Source organism: Corynebacterium sp. HMSC034E11, assembly GCF_001835905.1.
Classification (GTDB): domain Bacteria; phylum Actinomycetota; class Actinomycetes; order Mycobacteriales; family Mycobacteriaceae; genus Corynebacterium; species Corynebacterium coyleae.
The window spans coordinates 154,535-177,247 of record NZ_KV826421.1; the positions used below are offsets into that span (position 1 = coordinate 154,535).

The window sequence follows — 22,713 nt, forward strand, 5'->3', positions numbered from 1 at the left end:
CGAATCGACGAAAGGCGAAGACGTGGCCGACAAACTTATTGTGCGTGGTGCTCGGGAACACAACCTCAAGGGCGTAGATGTCGAGTTGCCCCGCGACAAAATGGCGGTGTTCACCGGACTGTCGGGCTCGGGCAAGTCCTCGCTGGCCTTCGATACCATCTTCGCCGAAGGCCAGCGCCGCTACGTTGAGTCGCTGTCGTCCTATGCCCGCATGTTCCTGGGGCAGATGGACAAGCCCGACGTCGACTACATCGATGGGTTAAGCCCAGCGGTGTCCATTGACCAGAAGTCAACCAACCGCAACCCGCGCTCGACGGTAGGCACGATTACTGAGATCTACGACTACCTGCGTTTGCTGTACTCGCGTGCGGGTACCGCCCACTGTCCGGAATGTGACGCTGTGATTGAGCGACAGACCCCACAGCAGATCGTTGACCGGATCCTGGAGTACGAAGAGCGCACGAAATTCCAGGTGCTTGCGCCGATCGTGCGCAAGCGTAAGGGTGAGTTCCAGGACCTGTTTGCAGACCTCGCCGCCCAGGGTTATGCGCGTGTGAACGTGGACGGGGAGACCTACCAACTCACCGACCCGCCGAAATTGGAAAAGCAGATCAAGCACAACATCGACGTTGTGGTGGACCGCTTGATGGTCAAGGCGAGCCAAAAGCAGCGTCTCACTGACTCCGTGGAGACAGCGCTGAAGCTGGCGGACGGCCTTGTAGGGTTCGACTTTGTCGATCTTGACGCCGACGATCCGGAGCGCGTGCAGATCTTCTCCGAGAAGATGGCCTGCCCGAACGGGCACAAGCTCAACGTGGAGGAGTATGAGCCACGTGCCTTCTCGTTCAACTCGCCTTTCGGCGCTTGCCCGGCCTGCGACGGTCTCGGTATGCGCAAGGAGATCGACGTTGACCTGATTATTCCCGACCCAGATGCGCCTGCGGTTGACGCGTTCCAGCCGTGGAACTCGAGCCCGAACAAGAAGTACTTCACCAAACTCATCGAAGCGCTGGCGAAGGAAGAAGGTTTTGATGCGAACGCACCGCTGAGCTCGCTGACCAAGACGCAGCAAAAACACCTGATTCACGGCTCGTCGACCAAGATCAACGTCCGGTACAAGAACCGCTTCGGCCGTCAACGTTCCTACACCGCCGCCTACGAGGGCATTGTGGGCTACATCGAGCGCAAGCTTGAACAGGCCGAATCGGATACGCAAAAAGAGCGCCTCCTTGCGTTTACCCGCGAGGTGCCGTGCCCGACCTGTAAGGGTGCCCGCCTGAAGCCGGAGATCCTCGCAGTGCGTCTCGCATCAACGACGCACGGGGAGAAGTCCATCGCAGGGCTGACGGAATTGTCCATCGAGGATGCGTCCGAGTACCTGGACAACCTGGTGTTGGGCTACCGCGAGGAAATGATTGCTGGCGCAGTGCTGCGAGAAATCCAGGCGCGCTTGCACTTCCTGCTCGACGTCGGCCTGAACTATCTGACGCTCGCGCGCTCTGCCGGCACGCTGTCCGGTGGTGAAGCACAGCGCATTCGCTTGGCGACGCAAATCGGTTCCGGTTTGGCCGGCGTCCTGTACGTGCTTGACGAGCCGTCCATTGGACTGCACCAGCGAGACAACCAGCGCCTGATCGCAACGCTGAAGAAGCTGCGCGACCTCGGCAACACGCTCGTTGTTGTCGAGCACGACGAGGACACGATCCGTGAGGCCGACTGGCTCGTCGATATCGGACCCAAGGCTGGCGAGTATGGCGGTGAGGTGGTCTACCAGGGAGATCCGGCGGGCATCCTGAAGGCGAAGGACTCGCTCACTGGTGATTACCTGGCGGGACGTAAGAAGATTGAGGTTCCGGAGCAGCGACGTGTCGTCGATAAGCAGCGCATGCTCAAGGTTGTTGGTGCCCGCGAGAACAACCTAGACAACGTCGATGTGAGTATCCCGCTGGGCGTACTTGTGGCTGTCACGGGTGTATCGGGCTCGGGCAAGTCGACGCTGGTGAACCAGATTCTGGCGAAAACCCTGCAAAACCAACTGAACGGTGCGCGCCAAGTGCCCGGGCGTGTGAAGAAGGTCGAAGGCCTGGAGCACCTGGACAAACTCGTGCAGGTGGACCAGAGCCCGATTGGGCGCACGCCGCGGTCGAACCCCGCGACATACACGGGCGTGTTTGACAAAATTCGTAACCTGTTCGCCGAGACTCAGGAGGCGAAGGTTCGAGGTTACAAGGCCGGGCGATTCTCCTTCAACGTCAAGGGCGGCCGCTGTGAGGCTTGTCGTGGCGACGGCACGATCAAGATCGAGATGAACTTCCTGCCGGACGTTTACGTCCCGTGCGAAGTGTGCCAGGGTGCACGTTACAACCGCGAGACGCTCGAAGTGCGCTACAAGGGCAAGAACATCGCCGAGGTGCTCGACATGCCGATCTCCGAGGCAACCGAGTTCTTCGAGCCGATCACCTCGATCCACCGCTACCTGCAAACGCTGGTAGATGTCGGTCTCGGCTACGTCCGACTCGGGCAGAGCGCAACCACGCTGTCCGGCGGTGAGGCACAGCGCGTGAAACTCGCCGCGGAGCTGCAGAAGCGCTCCAATGGTCGCACGATCTATATTCTCGACGAGCCGACGACCGGCCTGCACTTCGAAGACATCCGTAAACTCATGCTGGTGCTCAATGGTCTGGTAGAGAAGGGCAATACCGTACTGGTCATTGAGCACAACCTGGATGTGATCAAGTCCGCCGACTGGATCATCGACATGGGCCCGGAAGGTGGCTCAGGCGGTGGCACCGTAGTCGCGCAGGGCACCCCGGAAGAGGTGGCCAAGGTCGACGGATCCTTTACCGGCCAGTTCCTCGAGAATGTGTTGGCAAAAGGGTAGGGAAGGTCGATTTGGTACACGCGTGTGATGCGTGTACTATTCACTCCGCACCGCCCAGCGTGACCATTTGACGGGCACGCGGGCCACAAGAGGAGTGAATCCCACCCCAAGCCGCTTGCTGTAAAGCACAGTTGGATACGGGTCAAACGGTGTGCCACATGTTGGCATACCTGGACGATCTCCCGCCACCGTTTCCGGTGAGCGGGTTTTTCGCGTGAGATCACCCCGAATGTGACCCAGAGCGGCAACGACATTGTTTCTCGAAGTCTCTAGGAGTTCTCATCAGCGCTGAAGCTCGGATTAACGATCGAATCCGCGTCCCCGAAGTTCGCCTTGTCGGCCCGTCCGGCGAGCAGGTCGGCATTGTCCGTACGGATGATGCCCGCAAGCTGGCGTACGAAGCGGATCTCGACTTGGTTGAGGTGGCGCCGAACGCTAAGCCGCCTGTGGCCAAGATCATGGACTACGGCAAGTTCAAGTACGAGCAGGATCAGAAGGCCCGCGAGGCCCGTAAGAACCAGCAGCAGACCGTGGTCAAGGAACAGAAGTTCCGTCCCAAGATCGATGAGCACGACTACCAGACCAAGAAGGGCAATGTTGAGCGCTTCCTGGAGAAGGGCAACAAGGTCAAGGTCACCATCATGTTCCGCGGCCGCGAGCAGTCCCGCCCTGAGCTGGGCTACCGCCTGCTGGAGCGTCTCGCTGAGGATATCGGCGAGTTGGGTGTGGTCGAGTCCCGCCCGAAGCAGGACGGCCGCAACATGACGATGGTCTTCGGACCGGCTCGCAAGGGCAAAAAGTAAGTTTTGAAATAACCGACACTCTGAAGGGCTTTCACCATGAAGCAGAAGACCCACAAGGGCACCGCAAAGCGCATCAAGGTCAACGGCAAGGGCAAGCTGCGCCGCGAGCAGGCTGGTAAGCGCCACCTGAACGAGAAGCTCTCCTCGAAGCGTCGCCGCAAGCTCTCCGGCACCACCGACGTCGCTAAGGCTGACGTCAAGCGCGCAAAGCGCCTCCTCGGCATGTCCTAAGCACTGCCCGATCAATCAACCGATTACGAGATAAGAAAAGGAAGTTTGACTCATGGCACGTGTGAAGCGTTCAGTCAATGCTAAGAAGAAGCGCCGCGCAATCCTCAAGTCCGCGAAGGGCTACCGTGGCCAGCGTTCCCGCCTCTACCGCAAGGCTAAGGAACAGTGGCTGCACTCCCAGACCTACGCTTACCGCGACCGTCGTAAGCGCAAGGGTGAGTTCCGCAAGCTGTGGATCCAGCGCATCAATGCTGGTGCACGCATGAACGGCATCACCTACAACCGCCTCATCCACGGCCTGAAGCTGGCTGAGGTTGAGGTCGACCGCAAGATCCTCGCCGAGCTCGCTGTCAGCGACTTCGCTGCATTCTCCGCCCTGTGCGAGGTTGCAAAGAACGCTCTGCCGGAGGACGTCAACGCTCCGAAGAACGCTGCGTAAGCGCTTTCGCTTTTCGACGACACACCGCCCCGTCCCACCACACCAGGTGGGACGGGGCGGTTTTTGTTCGCGGTAAGGTATCGGCCATGGCATTGGATTTTGAGCAGCCGTTTACTGAGCGCACCCCGCGTGTGGTCAACGCTGCGAAGCTGAAACGCGCGGCGGGTCGTCGCAAAGCAAAAGCTTTTCTCGCGGAAGGGGAGAACGCCGTGGAAGCGGCGGTGGCTACGGGTGCAGCAACAGACTTGTTTGTCACCGAAGCAGCGGCTGAGCGTTTCGAGGAAATCGTTCGCGCCGCTGGCTACATGGATGTCTACACGCATGCCATCAACGACAAAGCTGCTCAGCACCTCGCCGACGCGGTGACCAACACGGGTATTTTCGCGGTGTGTAGGCCGGTGCTGTGGACGGTGCCGTCGATCCTCAAGGGCCGGCCCCGTCTAGTCGCAGTGTGTGTGGAGACCAACGACCCGGGCAACGCAGGCACGATCATCCGCCTAGTAGATGCGCTGGGTGCGGATGCAGTCATCTTCGCTGGGGACACCGTCGATCCAGAGTCGCCGAAAGTGGTGCGTTCCACCGCAGGATCGTTGTTCCACGTACCAGTGGCACGTGACCGTGATGTCCACCGGGTAATTGGGCAGCTGCATTCTGCAGGATTAGCTACGGTGGCAACCTCGGCGTCGGGGAAGACATCCCTCGCGCAAGCGGACGAGGTGCTTGCACGCCCAACAGCGTGGCTGTTTGGCAACGAGGCCCACGGGCTTAGCGATGAGCTTCTCACCAATGCTGATCACCGGATCTCCATCCCGATTAAGGGCAGCGCGGAATCGCTGAATCTCGCTACCGCTGCATCCATGTGCCTCTGGGAATCCTCAAAGGCGCTCGACGCAGACGAAAGGTAATCGCGATACCGACACCTATCGCATGTCCCCCTAGCGCATTCATGTGTCGGCTCCACGGGTAAAGTGGTGGACGCTTTTGAACCGACATCGCTGCAGACGCCCTGAGCTGCAGAGCACTTGTGGAAAGGCGCGGGTGAGCGTAAGCGTGGCCGACAACGCAACACAACTTCCGGATATTGAACTGACCGAGGAAGCCCTGAACCAGGCAGCAGACGATGCGATTGCTGCGTTCGAGGCTGCTGCGGACCTCGCGGCACTTGAAGATGCGCATCGCGCGCACCTGGGGGAGAAGTCCCCGATCATGCAGGCGCGTAAGTCGCTGGGGTCCATTCCGAAGGATCAGCGTAAGAACGCTGGTCGCTTTGTGAACATGGCGCGTGGCCGCGCCGAAAAGGTCTATGCCCAGCTGCGCCAGGTCCGCGAAGCAGAGCACCGCGAGAAGCAGCTGCGTGAGGAAAAGGTTGACGTTACGTTGCCTACCGCACGCGCTCACGCCGGCGCGATGCACCCGATCACCACACTGTCGGAGCACATCGCCGACATCTTCATCGGCATGGGTTGGGAAGTGGCCGAAGGCCCCGAGGTTGAAGCGGAGTACTTCAACTTCGACGCGCTGAACTTCATTCCGGACCATCCGGCCCGCACACTGCAGGACACCTTCTACATTGGCGAAGAAGGCTCCAAGCAGGTCATGCGTACACACACCTCGCCGGTGCAGGTGCGAACGATGCTTGAGCGCGATGTGCCGATCTACATTGCGTGCCCGGGCCGTGTGTTCCGTACGGACGAACTCGATGCCACCCACACCCCTGTGTTCCACCAGGTGGAGGGTCTCGCTGTGGACAAGGGACTGACGATGGCGCACCTGCGCGGCACGCTCGACCACCTGGCTAAGGTGCTGTTCGGCCCGGAAACCAAGACCCGTATGCGTACGAACTACTTCCCGTTTACCGAACCGTCTGCCGAGGTGGACGTTTGGTTCCCGAACAAGAAGGGCGGCGCTGGCTGGATTGAGTGGGGCGGCTGCGGCATGGTCAACCCGAACGTGCTGCGTGCTGTTGGCATCGACCCGGAGGAGTACACCGGTTTTGCGTTCGGCATGGGCCTTGAGCGCACGCTGCAGTTCCGCAATGGCCTGTCGGATATGCGCGACATGGTCGAAGGCGATGTCCGTTTCACTATTCCGTTCGGCGTGCAGGCGTAAAAGGAGAACCAAGAATGCTTATTTCCAAGAATTGGATCACCCGCCTGCTTAATCAGGCAGGCAACCAGGGCTTCAATCCCTCCGACGAGGAATTGGACGCCGGTTTTGTCCGCGTCGGTTTTGAGACCGAGGGCTACGAGCCGCTGCCTGAGGTGACCGGCCCGCTCGTCATTGGCCGAGTAGCCGAGATCGAGGAACTGACCGGGTTTAAGAAGCCCATCCGCTACTGCCAGGTTGATGTCGGACAGGCCAACGGCACAGGTGAACTGCAGGGCATCATCTGTGGCGCGCGAAACTTCAAGGAAGGCGACCTAGTCATCGTGTCGCTTCCGGGTGCGGTATTGCCAGGTGGCTTTGCTATCTCCGCGCGCAAAACCTACGACCACATTTCGAACGGCATGATGGCCTCCGCCGCAGAGCTGGGGCTGACTGCAAAGAGCGAAGGCATCATCACGCTCGAGGATGGCGCAGCTACCCCGGGCGATGACGCTCGCGAGATCCTCGGCTCCGGCGACACCGTGTTCGAGGTCAACGTCACCCCGGATCGTGGCTACGCACTGTCTGCGCGCGGCCTGACCCGTGAGATCGCATCCGCCTTCGACCTGGCGTTTAAGGATGTCGCGCAGGATCCGTCGATCGCAGGCGTTAATACGTCTGTTGTTCCGGAGCCGGCAGGCGAGAGCATCCCCGTCGAGGTTGAGGCCTCGACGAAGGCGCAGCGTTTCGGTCTGCGCACCGTGAAGGGCATCGACCCGAAGGCGCAGGCACCGTTCTGGATGCAGCGTGAACTCATGCTCAGCGGTGTTCGCTCTGTAAACGCGGCGACTGACGTGACTAACTACGTCATGCTGTTGCTTGGTCAGCCGATGCACGCATTCGACGCCGACAAGATCTCCGGCGGCTTGCGGGTGCACAATGCTGAGGCCGGTCAGAAGTTTGAAACGCTCGACCACGTTGAGCGGACGCTGACCGCAGACGATGTGGTGATCAGCGACGACAACGGCATCCAGTCCCTCGCCGGCGTTATGGGTGGCACGACGTCGGAGATTTCCGACGACACCGTGAACGTCCACTTCGAGGCTGCAACCTGGGATCCGCTGACTGTTGCTCGTACTGCACGTCGCCTGAAGCTGAGCTCGGAGGCCTCTCGTCGATTTGAGCGCGGCGTTGACCCCGCCATCGTCGAGGTCGCTCTGGATGCCGCTTGTGCGCTCCTCGTCGAGATCGCTGGCGGCTCGATCGAGGCTGGCCGTACGCTTGTCGGTGACGTTAAACCGCGTGAGCCGATTGCCATGCGTGCCTCGCGCCCGTCGGAGCTCATCGGTGTGGACTACTCCCGCGATACGGTTGTGCGCCGTCTTGAGGAGGTCGGCTGCACTATCGCAGGCGAGGGTGAGAACCTTCAGGTCACGCCGCCGACATGGCGTACCGATATCACCGTTCCGGTGGAACTTGTCGAAGAGGTTGTGCGACTTGAAGGACTCGACGACATTCCGTCGATCCTGCCGACGCCGCGTGGTGGTCGCGGTTTGAGCCCGCTGCAGCGTCGCCGTCGCGCGGTCACGCACGCGCTGGCGTACTCCGGCTACGCGGAGATCATCCCGACGCCGTTTATTGCCAACGACACGTTCGACGTGTGGGGGCTCGACGCAGACGATCCGCGCCGCAACACGGTGAAGGTGCAGAACCCGTTGGATGCTGACTACGGCATCTTGGGCACGACGCTTCTGCCGTCGATGCTCGAGGCAGCAGGCCGCAATGTTGCCCGCGGCCGTGGCGATATTGCGCTCTACTCGGTTGCACAGACCTCTGAGAAGCGCGCGGATGTTTCGCCGTTGCCGGCCGTTACCCAGCGTCCAGCAGACGACGTTGTCGCAGAACTTATTCAGTCGCTGCCAAAGCAGAATCTGCATGCCGCAACGGTGGCGCTCGGCAACGTCGAGCTCGAGGGGCCGTGGGGCAATGGGCGCGCCTATGAGTGGTCGGACGCGATCCAGTCTGCGCAGATCGTCGCCCGCGCATGCGGTGTTGAACTCGACATCGTCGCTGCCGAGGTTCTGCCGTGGCACCCGGGGCGCTGTGCGGAACTCTCTGTCCGCGATGCTGCTGGCGAGCGTATCGTCGTTGGCCATGCTGGCGAGCTGCACCCGCAGATTCTGGAGAAGCTAAACCTGCCAGCGCGCACGTGCGCGATGGAGCTCGACCTGACTGCGATCCCGCTGGAGGAGCGTCTTCCGGCGCCGCGCCTGTCGTCGTTCCCGCTGTTGCACCAGGACATCGCGCTCGTCGTCGATGAGGAAGTTCCGGCTGAAGACGTCCGTCGCACTCTCGTTGAGGGCGCAGGTGAGCTTGTCGAGGACGTAACGCTTTTCGACGTCTACCGTTCGGAATCCCTCGGCGAGGGCAAGAAGTCTCTCGCATTCGGCCTGGCCTTCCGTGCGCCCGATCGCACGCTGAAGGAAGAGGAAGGCTCGGAGGCACGCCTCAAGGCAGCCGAGTTGGCTAAGGAGCGCTTCGGCGCAGAAATGCGCGGGTAAATATTAATCCGTGAATAACTTACGGCGCACTGCATAACTGATACACTGTCCGCTATGTCAGAAAGTGTGATCAAGGTTGCGGTCGCCGGAGCCACCGGGTACGCAGGGGGTGAGATTCTCCGTCTGCTGCTCGGGCACCCCGCCTATCTGGCGGGAACGTTAGAGATTGGTGCGCTAACCGGAGCATCAACCGCTGGCCAGCAGGTCGGCGATCTTATGCAGCATCTGCCGGAACTTGCAGATCGGGTCATTGAGCCGACAACAATCGATGTGCTCGCTGGCCACGATGTTGTGTTCCTCGGCTTGCCGCACGGCCACTCCGCCGAGATCGGACAGGCGCTCGGCGAGGACGTCGTCGTGATCGACTGCGCTGCAGATTTCCGGTTGCGCGATGCGCAGCAATGGACGCGTTTCTACGGCTCTGAGCATGCAGGATCTTGGCCTTACGGGCTTCCCGAACTGCCGGGTCAGCGGGCCGCCCTGCAGGGGGCAAACCGTGTCGCTGTCCCGGGGTGTTTCCCCACTGGGGCAACGCTTGCGGCCTGGCCGGCACTCGAATCGGGGCTCGTGGAGCCTGACCTGACCATTGTCGCCGTTTCCGGTGTCTCAGGTGCTGGCAAGAAGGCGAATGTGGATCTCCTCGGCGCGGAAACGATGGGCTCCTTGAAAGCCTATGGCGTCGGCGGGACGCACCGGCACACACCAGAAATCCAACAGAATCTCGAGAGTGTTGCTGGCGCCAGGGTTTCCGTGAGCTTTACCCCGGTACTGGCACCGCTGCCGCGTGGGATTCTCACCACAGTGACCGCACCATTGGTGCAGGGCGTTACAGCAGAGGCGGTAAATAGCGCGTACGAACAGGCGTACCAGGGAGAACAGTTTGTCAGGCTGCTTCCGGCAGGCTCGCAGCCGCAGACCCAGCATGTCGTGGGCGCGAACATGTGTGCCGTGCAGGTTGAAGTGGACGAGCACGCCGGCAAGTTGGTGGCGACTAGTGCCATCGACAACCTGACCAAGGGCACTGGTGGTGCCGCTGTGCAATGCATGAACCTTGCACTCGGGTGGGACGAAGGGGCAGGACTATCGCGAGCTGCGGTGGCTCCGTAACCGCCACTTCACAACGACTCTCCACCCCTGTTGAAAGGAAAACGAAAAATTCATGACCACCACCGGAGTAACCGCGCCGAAGGGCTTTAGCGCTGCAGGTATCAGCGCCGGGATCAAGGCGTCTGGCAACCGTGATCTCGCATTGGTTGTCAACGAAGGCCCGGAGTTTGCTGGTGCAGCCGTATTTACTCGGAACAAAGTGTTTGCAGCGCCAGTGAAAGTGAGCCGTGAGACTGCAGCTGGCGGCACCATTAAGGCTCTGATTGTGAACTCGGGAAACGCGAACGCGTGTACCGGCGCACAAGGATACGAAGACGCAAAAGCCATGCAGCGCCTGACCGCAGAAGGCATCGGGGTCTACCCAGCCCACGTTGCGGTCTGCTCGACGGGGCTGATCGGCGACACACTTCCGATGGACAAGGTGGAAGCCGGTATCGGTGTCGTCGTCAAGCAACTCGGCGATGATGGAGCGGGTGCTGCAGATGCGATTCGGACGACAGATACGGTGGCGAAAGAAGCCGTCGTCAAGGGCGACGGCTGGACTGTGGGGGCGATGGGAAAGGGTGCCGGCATGATGGCGCCGTCGCTGGCGACGATGCTTGTCTGCATCACCACCGACGCAAAGGCTGACAGCGCCACGTTGCAGGCTGCGCTCGAGCAAGCCTGTGCCATGACGTTTAACACGTTGGATATTGATGGCTCGACTTCCACCAACGACACGGTCGTCGCAATGGCAAGCGGTGCCAGTGGCGTGACCCCAACGCAAGCAGAACTCAACGCCGCAGTGCACGAAGCGTGCGCGAAGCTAGCGGCGATGATGCAGTCGGATGCGGAAGGCGTGACCAAGCGTGTCGCGATCACCGTCCAAGGAGCGCTCGACGATGCACAAGCGCTCAACGCAGCGCGCGCGATCGGCCGTGACAGCCTGGTCAAGACTGCGATGTTCGGCTCCGATCCGAACTGGGGCCGCGTGCTGGCAGCCGTAGGCATGGCCGATGCCGAGATGGATGCGGAGAACATCTCCGTGACCTTCAACGGTCAGACCGTATGCGAACAGTCGACCGGCGCACCGGGCGCCCGCGACGTTGACTTGAGCGGAGCCGACATCGACGTTGTTGTGGACCTGGGCACCGGGGGAGCGGGCAGCGCAACCGTGCGCACAACCGACCTCTCGCACGCCTACGTCGAGATCAATTCCGCGTACTCGAGCTAGGAGGTGGGTGAGTTGATGCCTAATCTAACGAGTGAACAGCGCGCCACCGTCCTTGCCGAAGCACTGCCGTGGCTGCAGCACTACCGCGACAAGATTGTGGTGGTGAAGTACGGCGGTAACGCCATGATTGATGAAGACCTCAAGGCGGCGTTCGCCGCAGACATGGTGTTTCTTCGCACCGTTGGCGCGAAGCCCGTGGTCGTACATGGCGGCGGGCCGCAGATCAGCGCGATGCTCAAGCGTTTGGGCCTCGACGGCGGCGAGTTTGTCGGCGGGTTCCGCGTCACCACGCCGGAAATCCTGGATGTCGTGCGCATGGTGCTGTTCGGGCAGGTAGGACGGGATCTTCTGGGCAAGATCAACTCCCACGGCCCGTACGCGGTAGGCACCTCAGGCGAGGATGCCGGCTTGTTTACGGCCAAGCGCCGCCAGGTTGAAGTGGAAGGTGAGCTCGTTGACATCGGTCTCGTGGGCACGATCACCGACGTGAATCCGGCAGCGGTGATGGACATCATCGACGCCGGCCGTATCCCGGTCGTCTCTGGCATCGCTCCGGGCGAAAACGGCGAGGTCTACAACATCAACGCTGACGAAGCCGCGGGTGCGCTGGCAGCTGCGATCGGCGCGGAACGCCTCGTAGTTCTCACCAACGTGGAGGGCCTTTACACCGATTGGCCCAACCGCGATTCGCTTTTGTCCAAGATCGAGGCGGCCGAGCTTGAGAAGATGCTGCCGGGCCTAGACACCGGGATGATCCCGAAGATGGAAGCTTGCCTGACCGCGGTCCAGGGCGGGGTGAAAGCGGCACACGTTATTGATGGTCGTGTGGCCCACTCAGTGCTTCTCGAACTACTGACCATGGGTGGTGTGGGCACGATGGTGCTTCCAGACGATTACGACCGCACCCACTACCCAGACGGCACAATCTTTAGGAAGGATGAGGCATGAGCAACTTCGCTACACGCTGGTCGGAGTCACTGCTAGACACGTACCCAGCCCCGCCGGTTGAACTCGTCTCTGGCGATGGCGCTACCGTCACCGATGCCGACGGGAAAACGTACATCGACATGCTCGCAGGCATCGCCGTGAACGCGTTGGGACATGCCAACCCAGCCATCGTGCAGGCGGTGTCGCAGCAGGTGGCCACCCTCGGCCACGTATCTAACCTGTTTGGTTCCCATCCGGTGGTTGAAGTAGCGGAGAAGCTGCGCGCACGCGTCGGCGACGAGACCGCCCGTGTGTTTTTCAGTAACTCCGGCGCAGAGGCCAATGAGGCCGCGTTTAAGCTTGCCCGTCTCACTGGTCGGGGGCGCATCCTCGCAGCCGAGCATGGTTTCCACGGCCGCACCATGGGCTCGCTCGCGCTGACCGGACAGCCAGAGAAGCAGGCCCCGTTCGCGCCATTGCCCGCCGGCGTGGAGTTCTACCCGTATGGCGACATTGATGCGCTGACGGCTCTGGTTGAGCAGAACCCTACCGATACTGCCGCCATCATCTTGGAGCCGATTCAGGGCGAAACCGGCGTCATCCCGGCGCCCGAAGGCTTCTTGCAGGCGGTGCGCTCGCTTTGCGACGAGCACGGCATTCTCTTCATCACCGACGAGGTTCAAACCGGAGTCGGCCGCACCGGCACCTTCTTCGCCTTCGAAGACGCAGGGGTCGTGCCGGATGTCATCACCATGGCCAAAGGTCTCGGCGGGGGACTGCCCATCGGCGCGACGATAGCCCGCGGTAAAGCCGCGACACTGTTCACTCCGGGCAGCCACGGCACAACCTTCGGTGGCAACCCCGTCGCATGTGCTGCGGCCAACGCGGTGCTGGACACGATTGACGATGGGTTCCTGGCCAATGTTCGTCGCAAAGCAGCAGTGCTTATCGACGAAACCAGAAACGTTCCCGGCGTCGCGGAAGTGCGCGGCCGGGGCCTGATGCTCGGCGTTGTGCTGGAGCAACCGGTTGCGAAGCTCGTCGTCAAGCATGGGCTCGAACACGGCGTCATTCTGAACGCGCCGTCCGACACCGTCATCCGACTCACCCCACCCCTGGTAATTAGCGACAACGAGATCCAGCAGGCGGTTGAGCGTCTCGCAGCCGCAATCGCACAAGCCGCAGAAAGGAACTAGACCAATGGCTCGTCATTTTCTCGCAGACGACGATCTCACCCCAGCAGAACAGGCTGAAGTCCTTGCACTCGCAGCGGAGCTGAAAAAGGCTCCGCTGTCGCACCGGCCGTTGGAAGGGCCGCTTTCAGTGGCAGTCCTGTTTGACAAGACCTCGACGCGTACGCGGTTCTCATTCGACGCCGGTATTGCGCAACTTGGCGGCCAGGCGATCGTGACTGAGACTGGGCACGCACAGATGGGCAAGGGCGAATCCTTCCAGGACACCGGTGCCGTACTGTCCCGCTACGTACAGGCAATTGTGTGGCGCACCTACGATCACCAGAACCTCGTGGACATGGCTGAGGCAGCCACCGTTCCTGTGGTCAATGCACTTACCGATGACCTGCACCCATGCCAGATCCTGGCGGACCTGCAAACCATCATCGAGGAGTTCTGCCCCGAGGAAGGTGCCGCTGGTTTGAAGGGGTTGAAAGCGGTGTACCTCGGCGACGGTGACAACAACATGGCTAACTCGTACCTGATCGGTTTCGCTACAGCGGGGATGGACATCACTGTTATCGCGCCCAAGGAATTCCAGCCGCGTGCCGAGTTTGTCGAGCGCGCCGAGAAGCGCGCCGCAGAAACCGGCGCCCGTGTCACCGTGACTGATGATGTTGCAGCTGCTGAAGACGCGAACGTCGTGATCACCGACACCTGGATCTCGATGGGCATGGAAGAAGACGGCAAGGATCGTCGCACACCGTTCTTGCCCTACCAGGTTGATGCGGACCTGATGGCGCGCGCGGCAAACGATGCAATATTCTTGCATTGCCTTCCCGCGTACCGCGGGAACGAGGTCGCCGCGGAGGTCATTGATGGCCCGCAGTCGCGCGTCTTCGACGAGGCTGAAAACCGTTTACATGCGCAGAAAGCGTTGCTGACCTGGCTTCTGGAGCACCAATAATGTCCCAACCTGTATCCCGTACCGCACGCCAAGCACGGATCCTCGAGTTGCTTGAGCAGACTCGTGTTTCCTCGCAGATTCAGCTGTCAGAGCTGCTGCTCGCAGAAGGCATCGACATTACGCAGGCGACCCTGTCGAGGGACTTGGATGAACTTGGTGCGAAGAAGATCCGCCCATCTGGCGGCGGCCGTGCCTACTACACGATCAACGGCGATGCCGATGGTTTTGAAAACGCGCAGACTGGCCCCCGTGAGAAGCTCCGCCGCATGATCGACGAGTTGGTCGTATCCGCGGATGGCTCGGGTCAACTTGCACTGCTGCGCACGCCCCCAGGTGCGGCGCAGTACCTGGCCAGCTACATTGACCGCGTAGGCCTCGACCAGGTTGTCGGCTGCATTGCTGGCGACGACACAATTTTTGTTCTTGCACGCGAACCGCTCACCGGCGTAGAACTTGCCGTGGAACTCTTCGGCGGACACGCCCGGGGCAGCGACTAAAAAGTTTTACCCTGCAGGTAACCTCATACTATTCATGAAATCTTTCGAAGGAGAATCGTTCTACCATGACTAATCGCGTTGTTCTTGCATATTCAGGCGGTTTGGACACGTCCGTTGCTATCCCGTACCTGGCTGAAATGACCGGCGGTGAAGTGATCGCGGTCTCCCTCGACCTTGGACAGGGCGGCGAGGACATGGAATCAGTGCGCCAGCGCGCATTGGACTGCGGTGCAGTGGAGTCCATTGTTGTGGACGCCAAGGATGAGTTCGCCGAGGAGTATTGCCTGCCCACCATCAAGGCAAACGGTATGTACCAGGGCGAGTACCCGTTGGTTTCTGCAATTTCCCGTCCGTTGATTGTGAAGCACCTGGTTGAGGCTGGCCACAAGTACGGCGGCACCCACGTCGCCCACGGCTGCACCGGCAAGGGCAACGACCAGGTTCGCTTCGAGGTCGGGTTCCTCAACCAGGACCCGGACCTGGAAATCATCGCTCCGGCTCGTGACTACGCATGGACCCGTGACAAGGCCATCGAATACGCCGAAGGTAAGGACCTGCCGATTGAGCAGTCTGCAGCGTCGCCGTTCTCTATTGACCAGAACGTGTGGGGTCGCGCAGTTGAAACTGGCTTCCTCGAGGATCTGTGGAATCCGCCGACAAAGGATCTGTACGCCTACACCGAGGATCCGGCGCTGGGCAACGCTCCGGATGAGGTCATCATTTCCTTCGAGTCCGGTAAGCCGGTTGCTATCGACGGCCGCAAGGTGACTGTTCTTGAGGCCATTGAGGAGATGAACCGTCGCGCAGGTGCTCAGGGTGTTGGCCGTCTGGACATGGTTGAGGACCGTCTGGTTGGCATCAAGTCCCGCGAGGTCTACGAGGCCCCGGGCGCTGTTGCATTGATCACCGCGCACAAGGCACTTGAGGATGTCACGGTTGAGCGAGAGCTCGCCCGCTACAAGCGTCTTATCGACGCCCGCTGGTCCGAGGAGGTCTACGACGGCCTCTGGTTCGGCCCACTGAAGCGTTCCCTGGATGCGTTCATCGAGTCCACCCAGGAGCACGTCACCGGCGATATTCGTATGGTGCTGCACGCTGGCAAGATCACGGTCAACGGCCGTCGTTCCAACCACTCGCTGTATGACTTCAACCTGGCCACCTACGACACTGGCGACACCTTCGACCAGACCCTGGCCAAGGGCTTTGTGCGACTGCACGGCCTGTCCTCCCAGATCGCGAACAAGCGCGACCGCGAGGCCGGCAAGTAAATGCAGCACCACAAGACAAACGAAGGCGCGCTTTGGGGCGGCCGCTTCTCCGGTGGTCCGTCCGAGGCCATGTTCGCGCTGTCCGTGTCCACCCATTTCGACTGGGTCCTTGCGCCATACGATGTGCTCGCATCCAAGGCGCACGCGAAGGTGCTGAACAAGGCAGGTTTGCTTAGCGACGACGACCTCGCCGTCATGCTCGACGGCCTGGACCAACTCGGCCGCGACGTTGCAGACGGCTCGTTCGGCCCCTCGCCGACAGACGAGGACGTCCACGGCGCAATGGAGCGTGGTCTGATCGACCGAGTCGGCCCTGAAATCGGTGGTCGTCTGCGTGCAGGTCGTTCGCGCAACGACCAGGTTGCGGCCATGTTCCGCATGTGGCTGCGGGATGCACTGCGTGGCGTGGCGCTCGACGTGAGTGATCTGATCGATGCGATCGTTGCACAGGCGGAAGCACACCCGGATGCCATCATGCCGGGCAAGACCCACTTCCAGGCAGCACAGCCGATCCTGCTCGCGCACTCGTTGCTGGCACATGCTCAGCCGTTGCTGCGCGACCTGGACCGCATCAAGGACGCAGACAAGCGTCTGGCTGTCTCACCGTATGGCTCCGGTGCGTTGGCTGGTTCGTCGCTGCACCTCGACCCGGAGGCGATCGCCGAAGAGCTCGGGTTCGACTCTGCGACGGATAATTCGCTCGACGGCACCGCCTCCCGCGACTTTGCTGCGGAAGCCGCATATGTGCTGGCACAGATCGCGATCGATGTATCCCGCTTCGCCGAAGAGATCATCGCGTGGTCCACGCCAGAGTTCGGCTACGTCACGCTGCACGACGCGTGGTCGACGGGCTCGTCGATCATGCCGCAGAAGAAGAACCCGGACGTACCGGAACTCGCGCGCGGCAAGGCTGGCCGCTTGATCGGTAATCTTTCTGGTCTGCTGGCCACGCTGAAGGCTATGCCGTTGGCCTACAACCGTGACCTGCAAGAGGATAAGGAGCCGCTGGTGGACTCGGTCACGCAGCTCTCCATCCTCCTGCCGGCGTTTACTGGTCTGGTTTCCACGTTGACGTTCCACGAAGATCGCATGCGCGAACTCGCGCCCGCCGGTTTCACACTGGCCACCGATTTGGCAGAGTGGATGGTGCGTCAGGGTGTGCCGTTCCGCGAAGCACACGAAGCTTCAGGCGCCTGCGTCCGTATCGCGGAATCCCGCGGCGTTGATCTTGTTGATCTGACGGATGAGGAGCTAGCGGGCGTCGATAAGCGTCTGCTCCCCGAAGTGCGCGAGGTACTTACTGTCGATGGGGCGGTCGCATCCCGCGATACCCGCGGCGGTACTGCGAAACCGCGTGTGGTGGAGCAGCGGGAGCGTGTCCGCGAAGCGAACAAGGCTGCGCGTCAGTGGGCAGAGCAGCCAGTTCGGAAGAAGTAAATACACGTTCGCAGAGCGCAGTTCAGAGTTTCCCTTTAGCATTGGGATATGGATGCGCCAAATACCTATGAAGCCAAGCCCCGGGGACGGTCAGTCTCCGTGGTGCTTGGCCTCATTTTTATTGCAGTGGTCATCGCCGCAGTTGCGTTAGGCCGGGGGCTTCTTCCCTTTGGCAGTGATGGCGACGAAAAAGACAGTGGCGCTGAATCAAATCGCCAGTCTCATGGAGACGTGCAGCAACTCCACGGAGTGATCGGCTCTGAAAAGCGGGCTTTCTTTGAAGACCCCCAGGTCAAGGACAGACTTGCAGCGTTGGGCTACAGCGTCAGCGTGACAACAGCGGGGTCCCGCCAGATAGCTACCACCACGGATATTGCCGCACAAGATTTCGTTTTCCCGTCTTCCGGGCCTGCCACGCAAAAGGTGCGCGAACAGGGCAGTGGCTACTCGGTGGATTTCCCGTTCTTCTCCCCGATGGCGGTAGCGAGCTGGAAGCCGATTGCGGATCTACTGGTAGCTGAGGGAGTCGTGGCTGAGCAGAACGGCGCTTACACACTGGACGTGAACAAGTACATGGACTTGGCCCGCTCCGGAAAACGATGGCGCGACCTCGGGGACGCGTTTCCGTCGCCACGCAATGTACAGATCCGCTCGACAGATATCCGCACCTCAAACTCCGCCGCGATGTATCTGTCGCTGTTGGCGTGGGAGGTAGCACAGCGAGAACCCGATCGCGCCAATGACGTTGGTTTTCTTGTCGACGAGATCGCGCCCTTCTTCACCGCTCAGGGATACAGCGAAGCCTCATCCTCTGGCCCTTTTGCGGACTACCTCAGCCAAGGCATGGGAGCGGTACCGATGGTGATGGTGTACGAAGCACAGTTCATTGGTGAGCAGATGCGAGATAATTCCCGAATCCGCGACGATATGGTGCTGCTGCAACTCAGTCCGACAGTGCTGGCTAACCACGGCATCGTCGGGGTGAGCGAGGGCGGTAGAGAACTCGGTCGTCTGCTCACCAACGACCCCGAGCTACAAAGGCTGGCCGCGTACCACGGATTCCGGCCCGCGACCTCAGGCAACCTGGCCCAAGAGATGGAGGATCGAGGGCTCGATGCGCCTGCGGATTACGTCAATTCCATCGACCCACCCTCCTACGACAGGCTTGAACAACTCATCGACGGTGTCGGTCAACGCTATGGCGGAGCACCCGCACCGGTGAAGGAGGAGGAATAATGAATCGCCTCGTCGCGGCGCTTGCTGCGTTCATGTCTCTGGTGCTCGTCGCGTGTAGCACTTTCGAAGAAGGCACTTCCAATACTCCTGATACATCCGGCGCAGGGCCCAGCGGTAATGCCGATCTGACCATTGTCGCTGCAACCGAGCTCAAAGACCTCGAAGAATTGGTTGATCGTGCAGCAGAGGAGCTCGGCTTCACTATCGACATGCAGTTCCCCGGCGGAACTTTAGAAAACTCCCAAACGCTCAAACAGGGAGGTTTCGATGGGGAAGTGGATGCCACATGGTTTGCTACGAACCGCTACGTCAACCTGATCGGCGCCTCCGACAAGTTGGACGGTGAGACAAAGATTGCCACAAGCCCCGTCGCGTTCGGTGTATGGGAGGACAGCGCAAAGCGCCTCGGCTGGGACACCAAGCAGCCCACCTGGGCCGAGTTTGCCGACGCTGCCGCAAGCGGCAAGTTCACGTTCGGGATGACCAACCCGCAAGCCTCGAACTCGGGATTCTCCGCACTCGTCTCGGTGGCGACTGCGCTCGCAGACACCGGCGATGCGATTTCCCCTACTGACTTGGAGCGCGTTGGGCCACAGCTCAAGGAAATGTTCGAAGCGCAATCTATGGTTTCCGGTTCTTCCGGGTGGCTGGCTGAGACGTTTGTCAATGACTCGTCCCGAGGCGATGGCATCATCAACTACGAAGCAACACTTCACCAGCTAAAGGCCCAAGGTGTGCCTATTGAGGTTGTTGTCCCCGCCGATGGCGTGATTTCCGCAGATTACCCGTTATCGGCACTGGCTAACCCTGCGCATGCAGACGCGCGGGGTCGGGTAGAAGAGCTGTCGCGCTGGCTCCTGGAACACCAAGAGGACATCGCTCAGACCTATCGCAGGCCTGTGACCGGCGTGGATAACGTGCCGGTGGAGATAGCCAACCAACACGTCATCGAGCTGCCGTTCCCAGCCAACGAGGGAGTCGTCGATGAGCTGCTTTATGCGTACGACAACTCCTACCGCAAACCAGGCCGAACAACGTTTGTGCTAGATACTTCCGGGTCGATGGAAGGGCAGCGGTTGGCGTCGCTGAAAAGCATCATGCACTCGCTTATCGACGGCTCCGCTTCAACACTCACCGGTGACGTCTCCCTACGCGACCGGGAAACCGTCACGTTGCAAGCCTTTGATTTCGCACCACACGAACCGTTGACAGTTCGTTTCTCCCGGGAAGATCCGAAGTCTGCTGAAAAACTATCTGACTTCGTCGATGGTCTCCAGGCTGAGGGCGGAACCGCGGTGTATGAAACCTTGCTGAAGGCATTGAGGAATACGGACCCGAACGGAGGTATTCCGTCGATAGTTTTGCTGAGTGATGGTGAAAGCACCGTTGCCCCAGACTATGTCGAATTCAAGAGGCAGTATGAAGCATTGCCAGAACAGCTGCGTAACGTGCCTGTGTTCGTTATCTTGTACGGCGATGCTAATGCGATAGAGATGCAAGCACTTGCAGATCTCACCGGTGGTGAGGTGTTTGACGCGCTTGGTGGCGACCTGGCTGCTGCCTTTAAGGAGATTCGTGGATTCCAATAATTCGTCTGCGGGAAAAGCAGCCCGGTATTTCGCCTCACCCAAGAACCAGCTTGGGTTGGTGCTGGCTACCCTCGTGGTTGTGGTTCATATTGCGGTAGGTATCGGACTGTTCTGGCCGGTCGCCGCGGCGGCCGCGTATGGCGCCGGCGCGGCTCTTGCGCCGTCCCGGAAAACCAAGGAACTTCCAGCAGCACCAACCCTGCCCACGTCGCAAGTTCTCGAGAATGCGCTGCGGCAAACGACTGATCGGTTGGAATCGGCGAAGCCACCACGTCAGGTGATGATGCAGGCGCGAGCGTTTGAAAAAGCCTCCAAGTTCGTATTGTCCGAGTGGGAACACCTCGAGCCGACGCCTAAGCACCGGCAGACGATGTGGAATGTAGTCAACGTGTACTACCCGGAGGTCGTCGATACGTACCTTGATGCCCCTCAGTACCGAGACAAGTCTGCGGTGAGCGTGGTTGTGGACTCTTTAACCACGCTCACTCGCGCTGCTGAGCGGGTGCAGCAGGGGATTTTGGACGACAATCTGCGCGCCATGGATTCACAAGCGCAGTTCCTGCGTCAAGAGCTCGGTGAGTTGCCCGGACTCGACGACAGCTACCACGGAGGCAGCGGGTACGATCCGAAAGCATGAGTCTGGATCCGAAGCTTCTTAACGTCCTCGCGTGTCCCAAAGACAAGGGAACGCTGGAGTATGACCAAGAGCGGGAGCTGCTGGTCAACGAACGCCTCGGCATTGCCTATCGCATTGACGACGGCATCCCAGTTCTGCTCATCGACGAAGCAGGGCCATACATCTCGGCAAAGTAGAAGACGGAGAAAAACCCAATGAGCAAAAACATCATTGATGAGCTTGAGTGGCGCGGGCTGATCAACCAGTCCACGGACCTCGACGCACTACGGAAGGAAACCGAGCAGCCGATCGTGCTGTACTGCGGCTTCGACCCGACTGGTCCCTCGCTGCACGCCGGCCACCTCGTTCCGCTGCTCATGCTGCGCCGCTTCCAAGAAGCAGGCCACACACCGATCGTGCTTGCTGGTGGCGCTACCGGCATGATCGGTGACCCGCGCGATGTGGGGGAGCGTTCTATGAACTCCGCGGACACCGTCCGTGATTGGGCGGACCGGATCAGCGGCCAGCTCAAGCGCTTCGTGCACTTTGATGGCGACAATGCAGCACGCCTGGTCAACAACAACGACTGGATTAAAGACCTTGGCGTTATCGAGTTCCTGCGTGATGTGGGCAAGCACTTCTCGCTGTCCACGATGCTCGGCCGCGACACGGTGAAGCGTCGTCTGGAGAACGACGGCATTTCTTACACCGAGTTTTCCTACATGCTGCTGCAGGCGAATGACTACGTGCAGCTGCGCCGCAACCACAATTGCGTGCTGCAGGTTGGCGGCGGCGATCAGTGGGGCAACCTCGTTGCGGGCGTTGACCTGAATCGTCGTATGGACGGCGAGCAGGTTCACGCGTTGACTGTTCCGCTGGTGACGGATTCCGAAGGTAAGAAGTTCGGCAAGTCCACTGGTGGCGGCTCGCTGTGGCTGGATCCCGAGATGACCAGTCCGTACACCTGGTACCAGTACTTCGTAAACACTGCGGACGCCGATGTCATCCGTTACCTGCGTTGGTTCACCTTCCTTGACCAGGAAGAGCTCAACCGCCTGGAGACCGAAGTGGCGGAGCGCCCATTCAAGCGTGAAGCCCAGCGTCGCTTGGCGCAGGAGATGACCGATCTGGTCCACGGCAAGGAAGCCCGTGAGGCTGTCGAACTCGCATCGCAAGCTCTGTTCGGTCGCGCAGAACTTACTGACCTCGACGAGAAGACCCTCGCATCGGCAGTCTCTGAAACCTCTGTCTTTGAGATCCCAGCCGGCGAAACCACGGATATCGTGGAGCTTCTCGTCGGTGCTGGTCTTGCAGAGTCGAAGGGTGCAGCGCGCCGCTCCATCAAGGAAGGTGGCGTGTACGTGAACAACGAGCGCGTCGAAGACGAGGCGTGGGCGCCGTCTGACCAGGATTTCCTCCACGGCACATGGCTGGTCCTGCGCCGAGGCAAGAAGAACTTCGCAGGCGCCAAGCGCGCATAAGCAACTGCTTATCGACGACACCACCCAGGCAGAAACCACCATCTGCCTGGGTGTTTGTGTTGTTTGTGAGTTCGTGGTTATATCTTCATCCGTTGCTTCGAGCGGCCTTGAGGGGCTGGCGAGAGGGAACAAGTTAATTTCATGAGGTTACTGTGCAAGGTAAACGCTGGTTGAACTTGGGTTTGACTTTGGTTTACGTTGTG

20 protein-coding genes are annotated in these 22,713 nt (G+C 60.4%); all 20 read left to right on the forward strand.

What is annotated here, in order from left to right:
• Nucleotides 1-22 precede the first annotated feature (22 nt).
• The 20 genes from uvrA to tyrS all read left to right on the forward strand — a co-directional run bounded on the left by uvrA (nucleotide 23) and on the right by tyrS (nucleotide 22,510).
• Nucleotides 23-2,881, forward strand: coding sequence for an excinuclease ABC subunit UvrA (gene uvrA, locus HMPREF2690_RS11215; RefSeq protein WP_070820934.1), 2,859 nt, complete (start codon nucleotides 23-25; stop codon nucleotides 2,879-2,881).
• A 281-nt stretch (nucleotides 2,882-3,162) separates the two neighbouring features.
• Nucleotides 3,163-3,684 (forward strand): translation initiation factor IF-3, encoded by a 522-nt coding sequence (gene infC, locus HMPREF2690_RS11220; RefSeq protein WP_083279489.1) that lies wholly within the window; start codon nucleotides 3,163-3,165, stop codon nucleotides 3,682-3,684.
• Between the two features lie 36 nt (nucleotides 3,685-3,720).
• A complete protein-coding gene (gene rpmI, locus HMPREF2690_RS11225) occupies nucleotides 3,721-3,915 on the forward strand; it encodes a 50S ribosomal protein L35 (RefSeq protein WP_070422917.1) in 195 nt (64 codons plus the stop codon).
• Nucleotides 3,916-3,967: 52 nt separating this feature from the next.
• On the forward strand, nucleotides 3,968-4,354 hold the full coding sequence (gene rplT, locus HMPREF2690_RS11230; protein WP_070422916.1) for a 50S ribosomal protein L20: 387 nt from the start codon (nucleotides 3,968-3,970) through the stop codon (nucleotides 4,352-4,354).
• An 86-nt stretch (nucleotides 4,355-4,440) separates the two neighbouring features.
• The gene (locus HMPREF2690_RS11235; protein WP_070820914.1) at nucleotides 4,441-5,259 is read left to right on the forward strand and encodes a TrmH family RNA methyltransferase; all 819 of its coding nucleotides are present in this window, start codon (nucleotides 4,441-4,443) and stop codon (nucleotides 5,257-5,259) included.
• 133 nt (nucleotides 5,260-5,392) lie between these two features.
• On the forward strand, nucleotides 5,393-6,463 hold the full coding sequence (pheS, locus tag HMPREF2690_RS11240) for a phenylalanine--tRNA ligase subunit alpha (RefSeq protein WP_083320387.1): 1,071 nt from the start codon (nucleotides 5,393-5,395) through the stop codon (nucleotides 6,461-6,463).
• Between the two features lie 14 nt (nucleotides 6,464-6,477).
• On the forward strand, nucleotides 6,478-9,000 hold the full coding sequence (gene pheT, locus HMPREF2690_RS11245) for a phenylalanine--tRNA ligase subunit beta (protein WP_070820916.1): 2,523 nt from the start codon (nucleotides 6,478-6,480) through the stop codon (nucleotides 8,998-9,000).
• 54 nt (nucleotides 9,001-9,054) lie between these two features.
• On the forward strand, nucleotides 9,055-10,107 hold the full coding sequence (gene argC, locus HMPREF2690_RS11250; RefSeq protein ID WP_070820917.1) for an N-acetyl-gamma-glutamyl-phosphate reductase: 1,053 nt from the start codon (nucleotides 9,055-9,057) through the stop codon (nucleotides 10,105-10,107).
• Nucleotides 10,108-10,159: 52 nt separating this feature from the next.
• The gene (gene argJ, locus HMPREF2690_RS11255; RefSeq protein WP_070820918.1) at nucleotides 10,160-11,320 is read left to right on the forward strand and encodes a bifunctional glutamate N-acetyltransferase/amino-acid acetyltransferase ArgJ; all 1,161 of its coding nucleotides are present in this window, start codon (nucleotides 10,160-10,162) and stop codon (nucleotides 11,318-11,320) included.
• 15 nt (nucleotides 11,321-11,335) lie between these two features.
• Nucleotides 11,336-12,268 (forward strand): acetylglutamate kinase, encoded by a 933-nt coding sequence (gene argB / locus HMPREF2690_RS11260; RefSeq protein ID WP_371326033.1) that lies wholly within the window; start codon nucleotides 11,336-11,338, stop codon nucleotides 12,266-12,268.
• The gene (locus tag HMPREF2690_RS11265; protein ID WP_070820919.1) at nucleotides 12,265-13,443 is read left to right on the forward strand and encodes an acetylornithine transaminase; all 1,179 of its coding nucleotides are present in this window, start codon (nucleotides 12,265-12,267) and stop codon (nucleotides 13,441-13,443) included. Before argB ends, HMPREF2690_RS11265 begins: the two co-directional genes overlap by 4 nt.
• Before the next feature lie 4 nt (nucleotides 13,444-13,447).
• Complete coding sequence (gene argF / locus HMPREF2690_RS11270) at nucleotides 13,448-14,386, forward strand: ornithine carbamoyltransferase (RefSeq protein WP_070422908.1); 939 nt, start codon at nucleotides 13,448-13,450, stop codon at nucleotides 14,384-14,386.
• A complete protein-coding gene (locus HMPREF2690_RS11275; RefSeq protein ID WP_070449951.1) occupies nucleotides 14,386-14,883 on the forward strand; it encodes an arginine repressor in 498 nt (165 codons plus the stop codon). The genes argF and HMPREF2690_RS11275 overlap by 1 nt, the downstream gene beginning before the upstream one ends.
• Before the next feature lie 65 nt (nucleotides 14,884-14,948).
• Nucleotides 14,949-16,151 (forward strand): argininosuccinate synthase, encoded by a 1,203-nt coding sequence (locus HMPREF2690_RS11280; protein ID WP_070820920.1) that lies wholly within the window; start codon nucleotides 14,949-14,951, stop codon nucleotides 16,149-16,151.
• Nucleotides 16,152-17,588 (forward strand): argininosuccinate lyase, encoded by a 1,437-nt coding sequence (argH, locus tag HMPREF2690_RS11285; RefSeq protein WP_070820921.1) that lies wholly within the window; start codon nucleotides 16,152-16,154, stop codon nucleotides 17,586-17,588.
• Between the two features lie 48 nt (nucleotides 17,589-17,636).
• Nucleotides 17,637-18,824, forward strand: a complete 1,188-nt coding sequence (locus tag HMPREF2690_RS11290; RefSeq protein ID WP_070820922.1) for a hypothetical protein — start codon at nucleotides 17,637-17,639, stop codon at nucleotides 18,822-18,824.
• The gene (locus HMPREF2690_RS11295) at nucleotides 18,824-20,413 is read left to right on the forward strand and encodes a VWA domain-containing protein (protein WP_070449945.1); all 1,590 of its coding nucleotides are present in this window, start codon (nucleotides 18,824-18,826) and stop codon (nucleotides 20,411-20,413) included. Before HMPREF2690_RS11290 ends, HMPREF2690_RS11295 begins: the two co-directional genes overlap by 1 nt.
• Complete coding sequence (locus HMPREF2690_RS11300; protein ID WP_070422902.1) at nucleotides 20,400-21,050, forward strand: hypothetical protein; 651 nt, start codon at nucleotides 20,400-20,402, stop codon at nucleotides 21,048-21,050. The genes HMPREF2690_RS11295 and HMPREF2690_RS11300 overlap by 14 nt, the downstream gene beginning before the upstream one ends.
• A complete protein-coding gene (locus HMPREF2690_RS11305; RefSeq protein ID WP_070820923.1) occupies nucleotides 21,047-21,226 on the forward strand; it encodes a Trm112 family protein in 180 nt (59 codons plus the stop codon). The genes HMPREF2690_RS11300 and HMPREF2690_RS11305 overlap by 4 nt, the downstream gene beginning before the upstream one ends.
• 18 nt (nucleotides 21,227-21,244) lie before the next feature.
• Entirely contained in the window at nucleotides 21,245-22,510 is a 1,266-nt protein-coding gene (gene tyrS / locus HMPREF2690_RS11310; RefSeq protein ID WP_070422900.1) for a tyrosine--tRNA ligase, read from the forward strand.
• The last annotated feature ends 203 nt before the right edge of the window (nucleotides 22,511-22,713 follow it).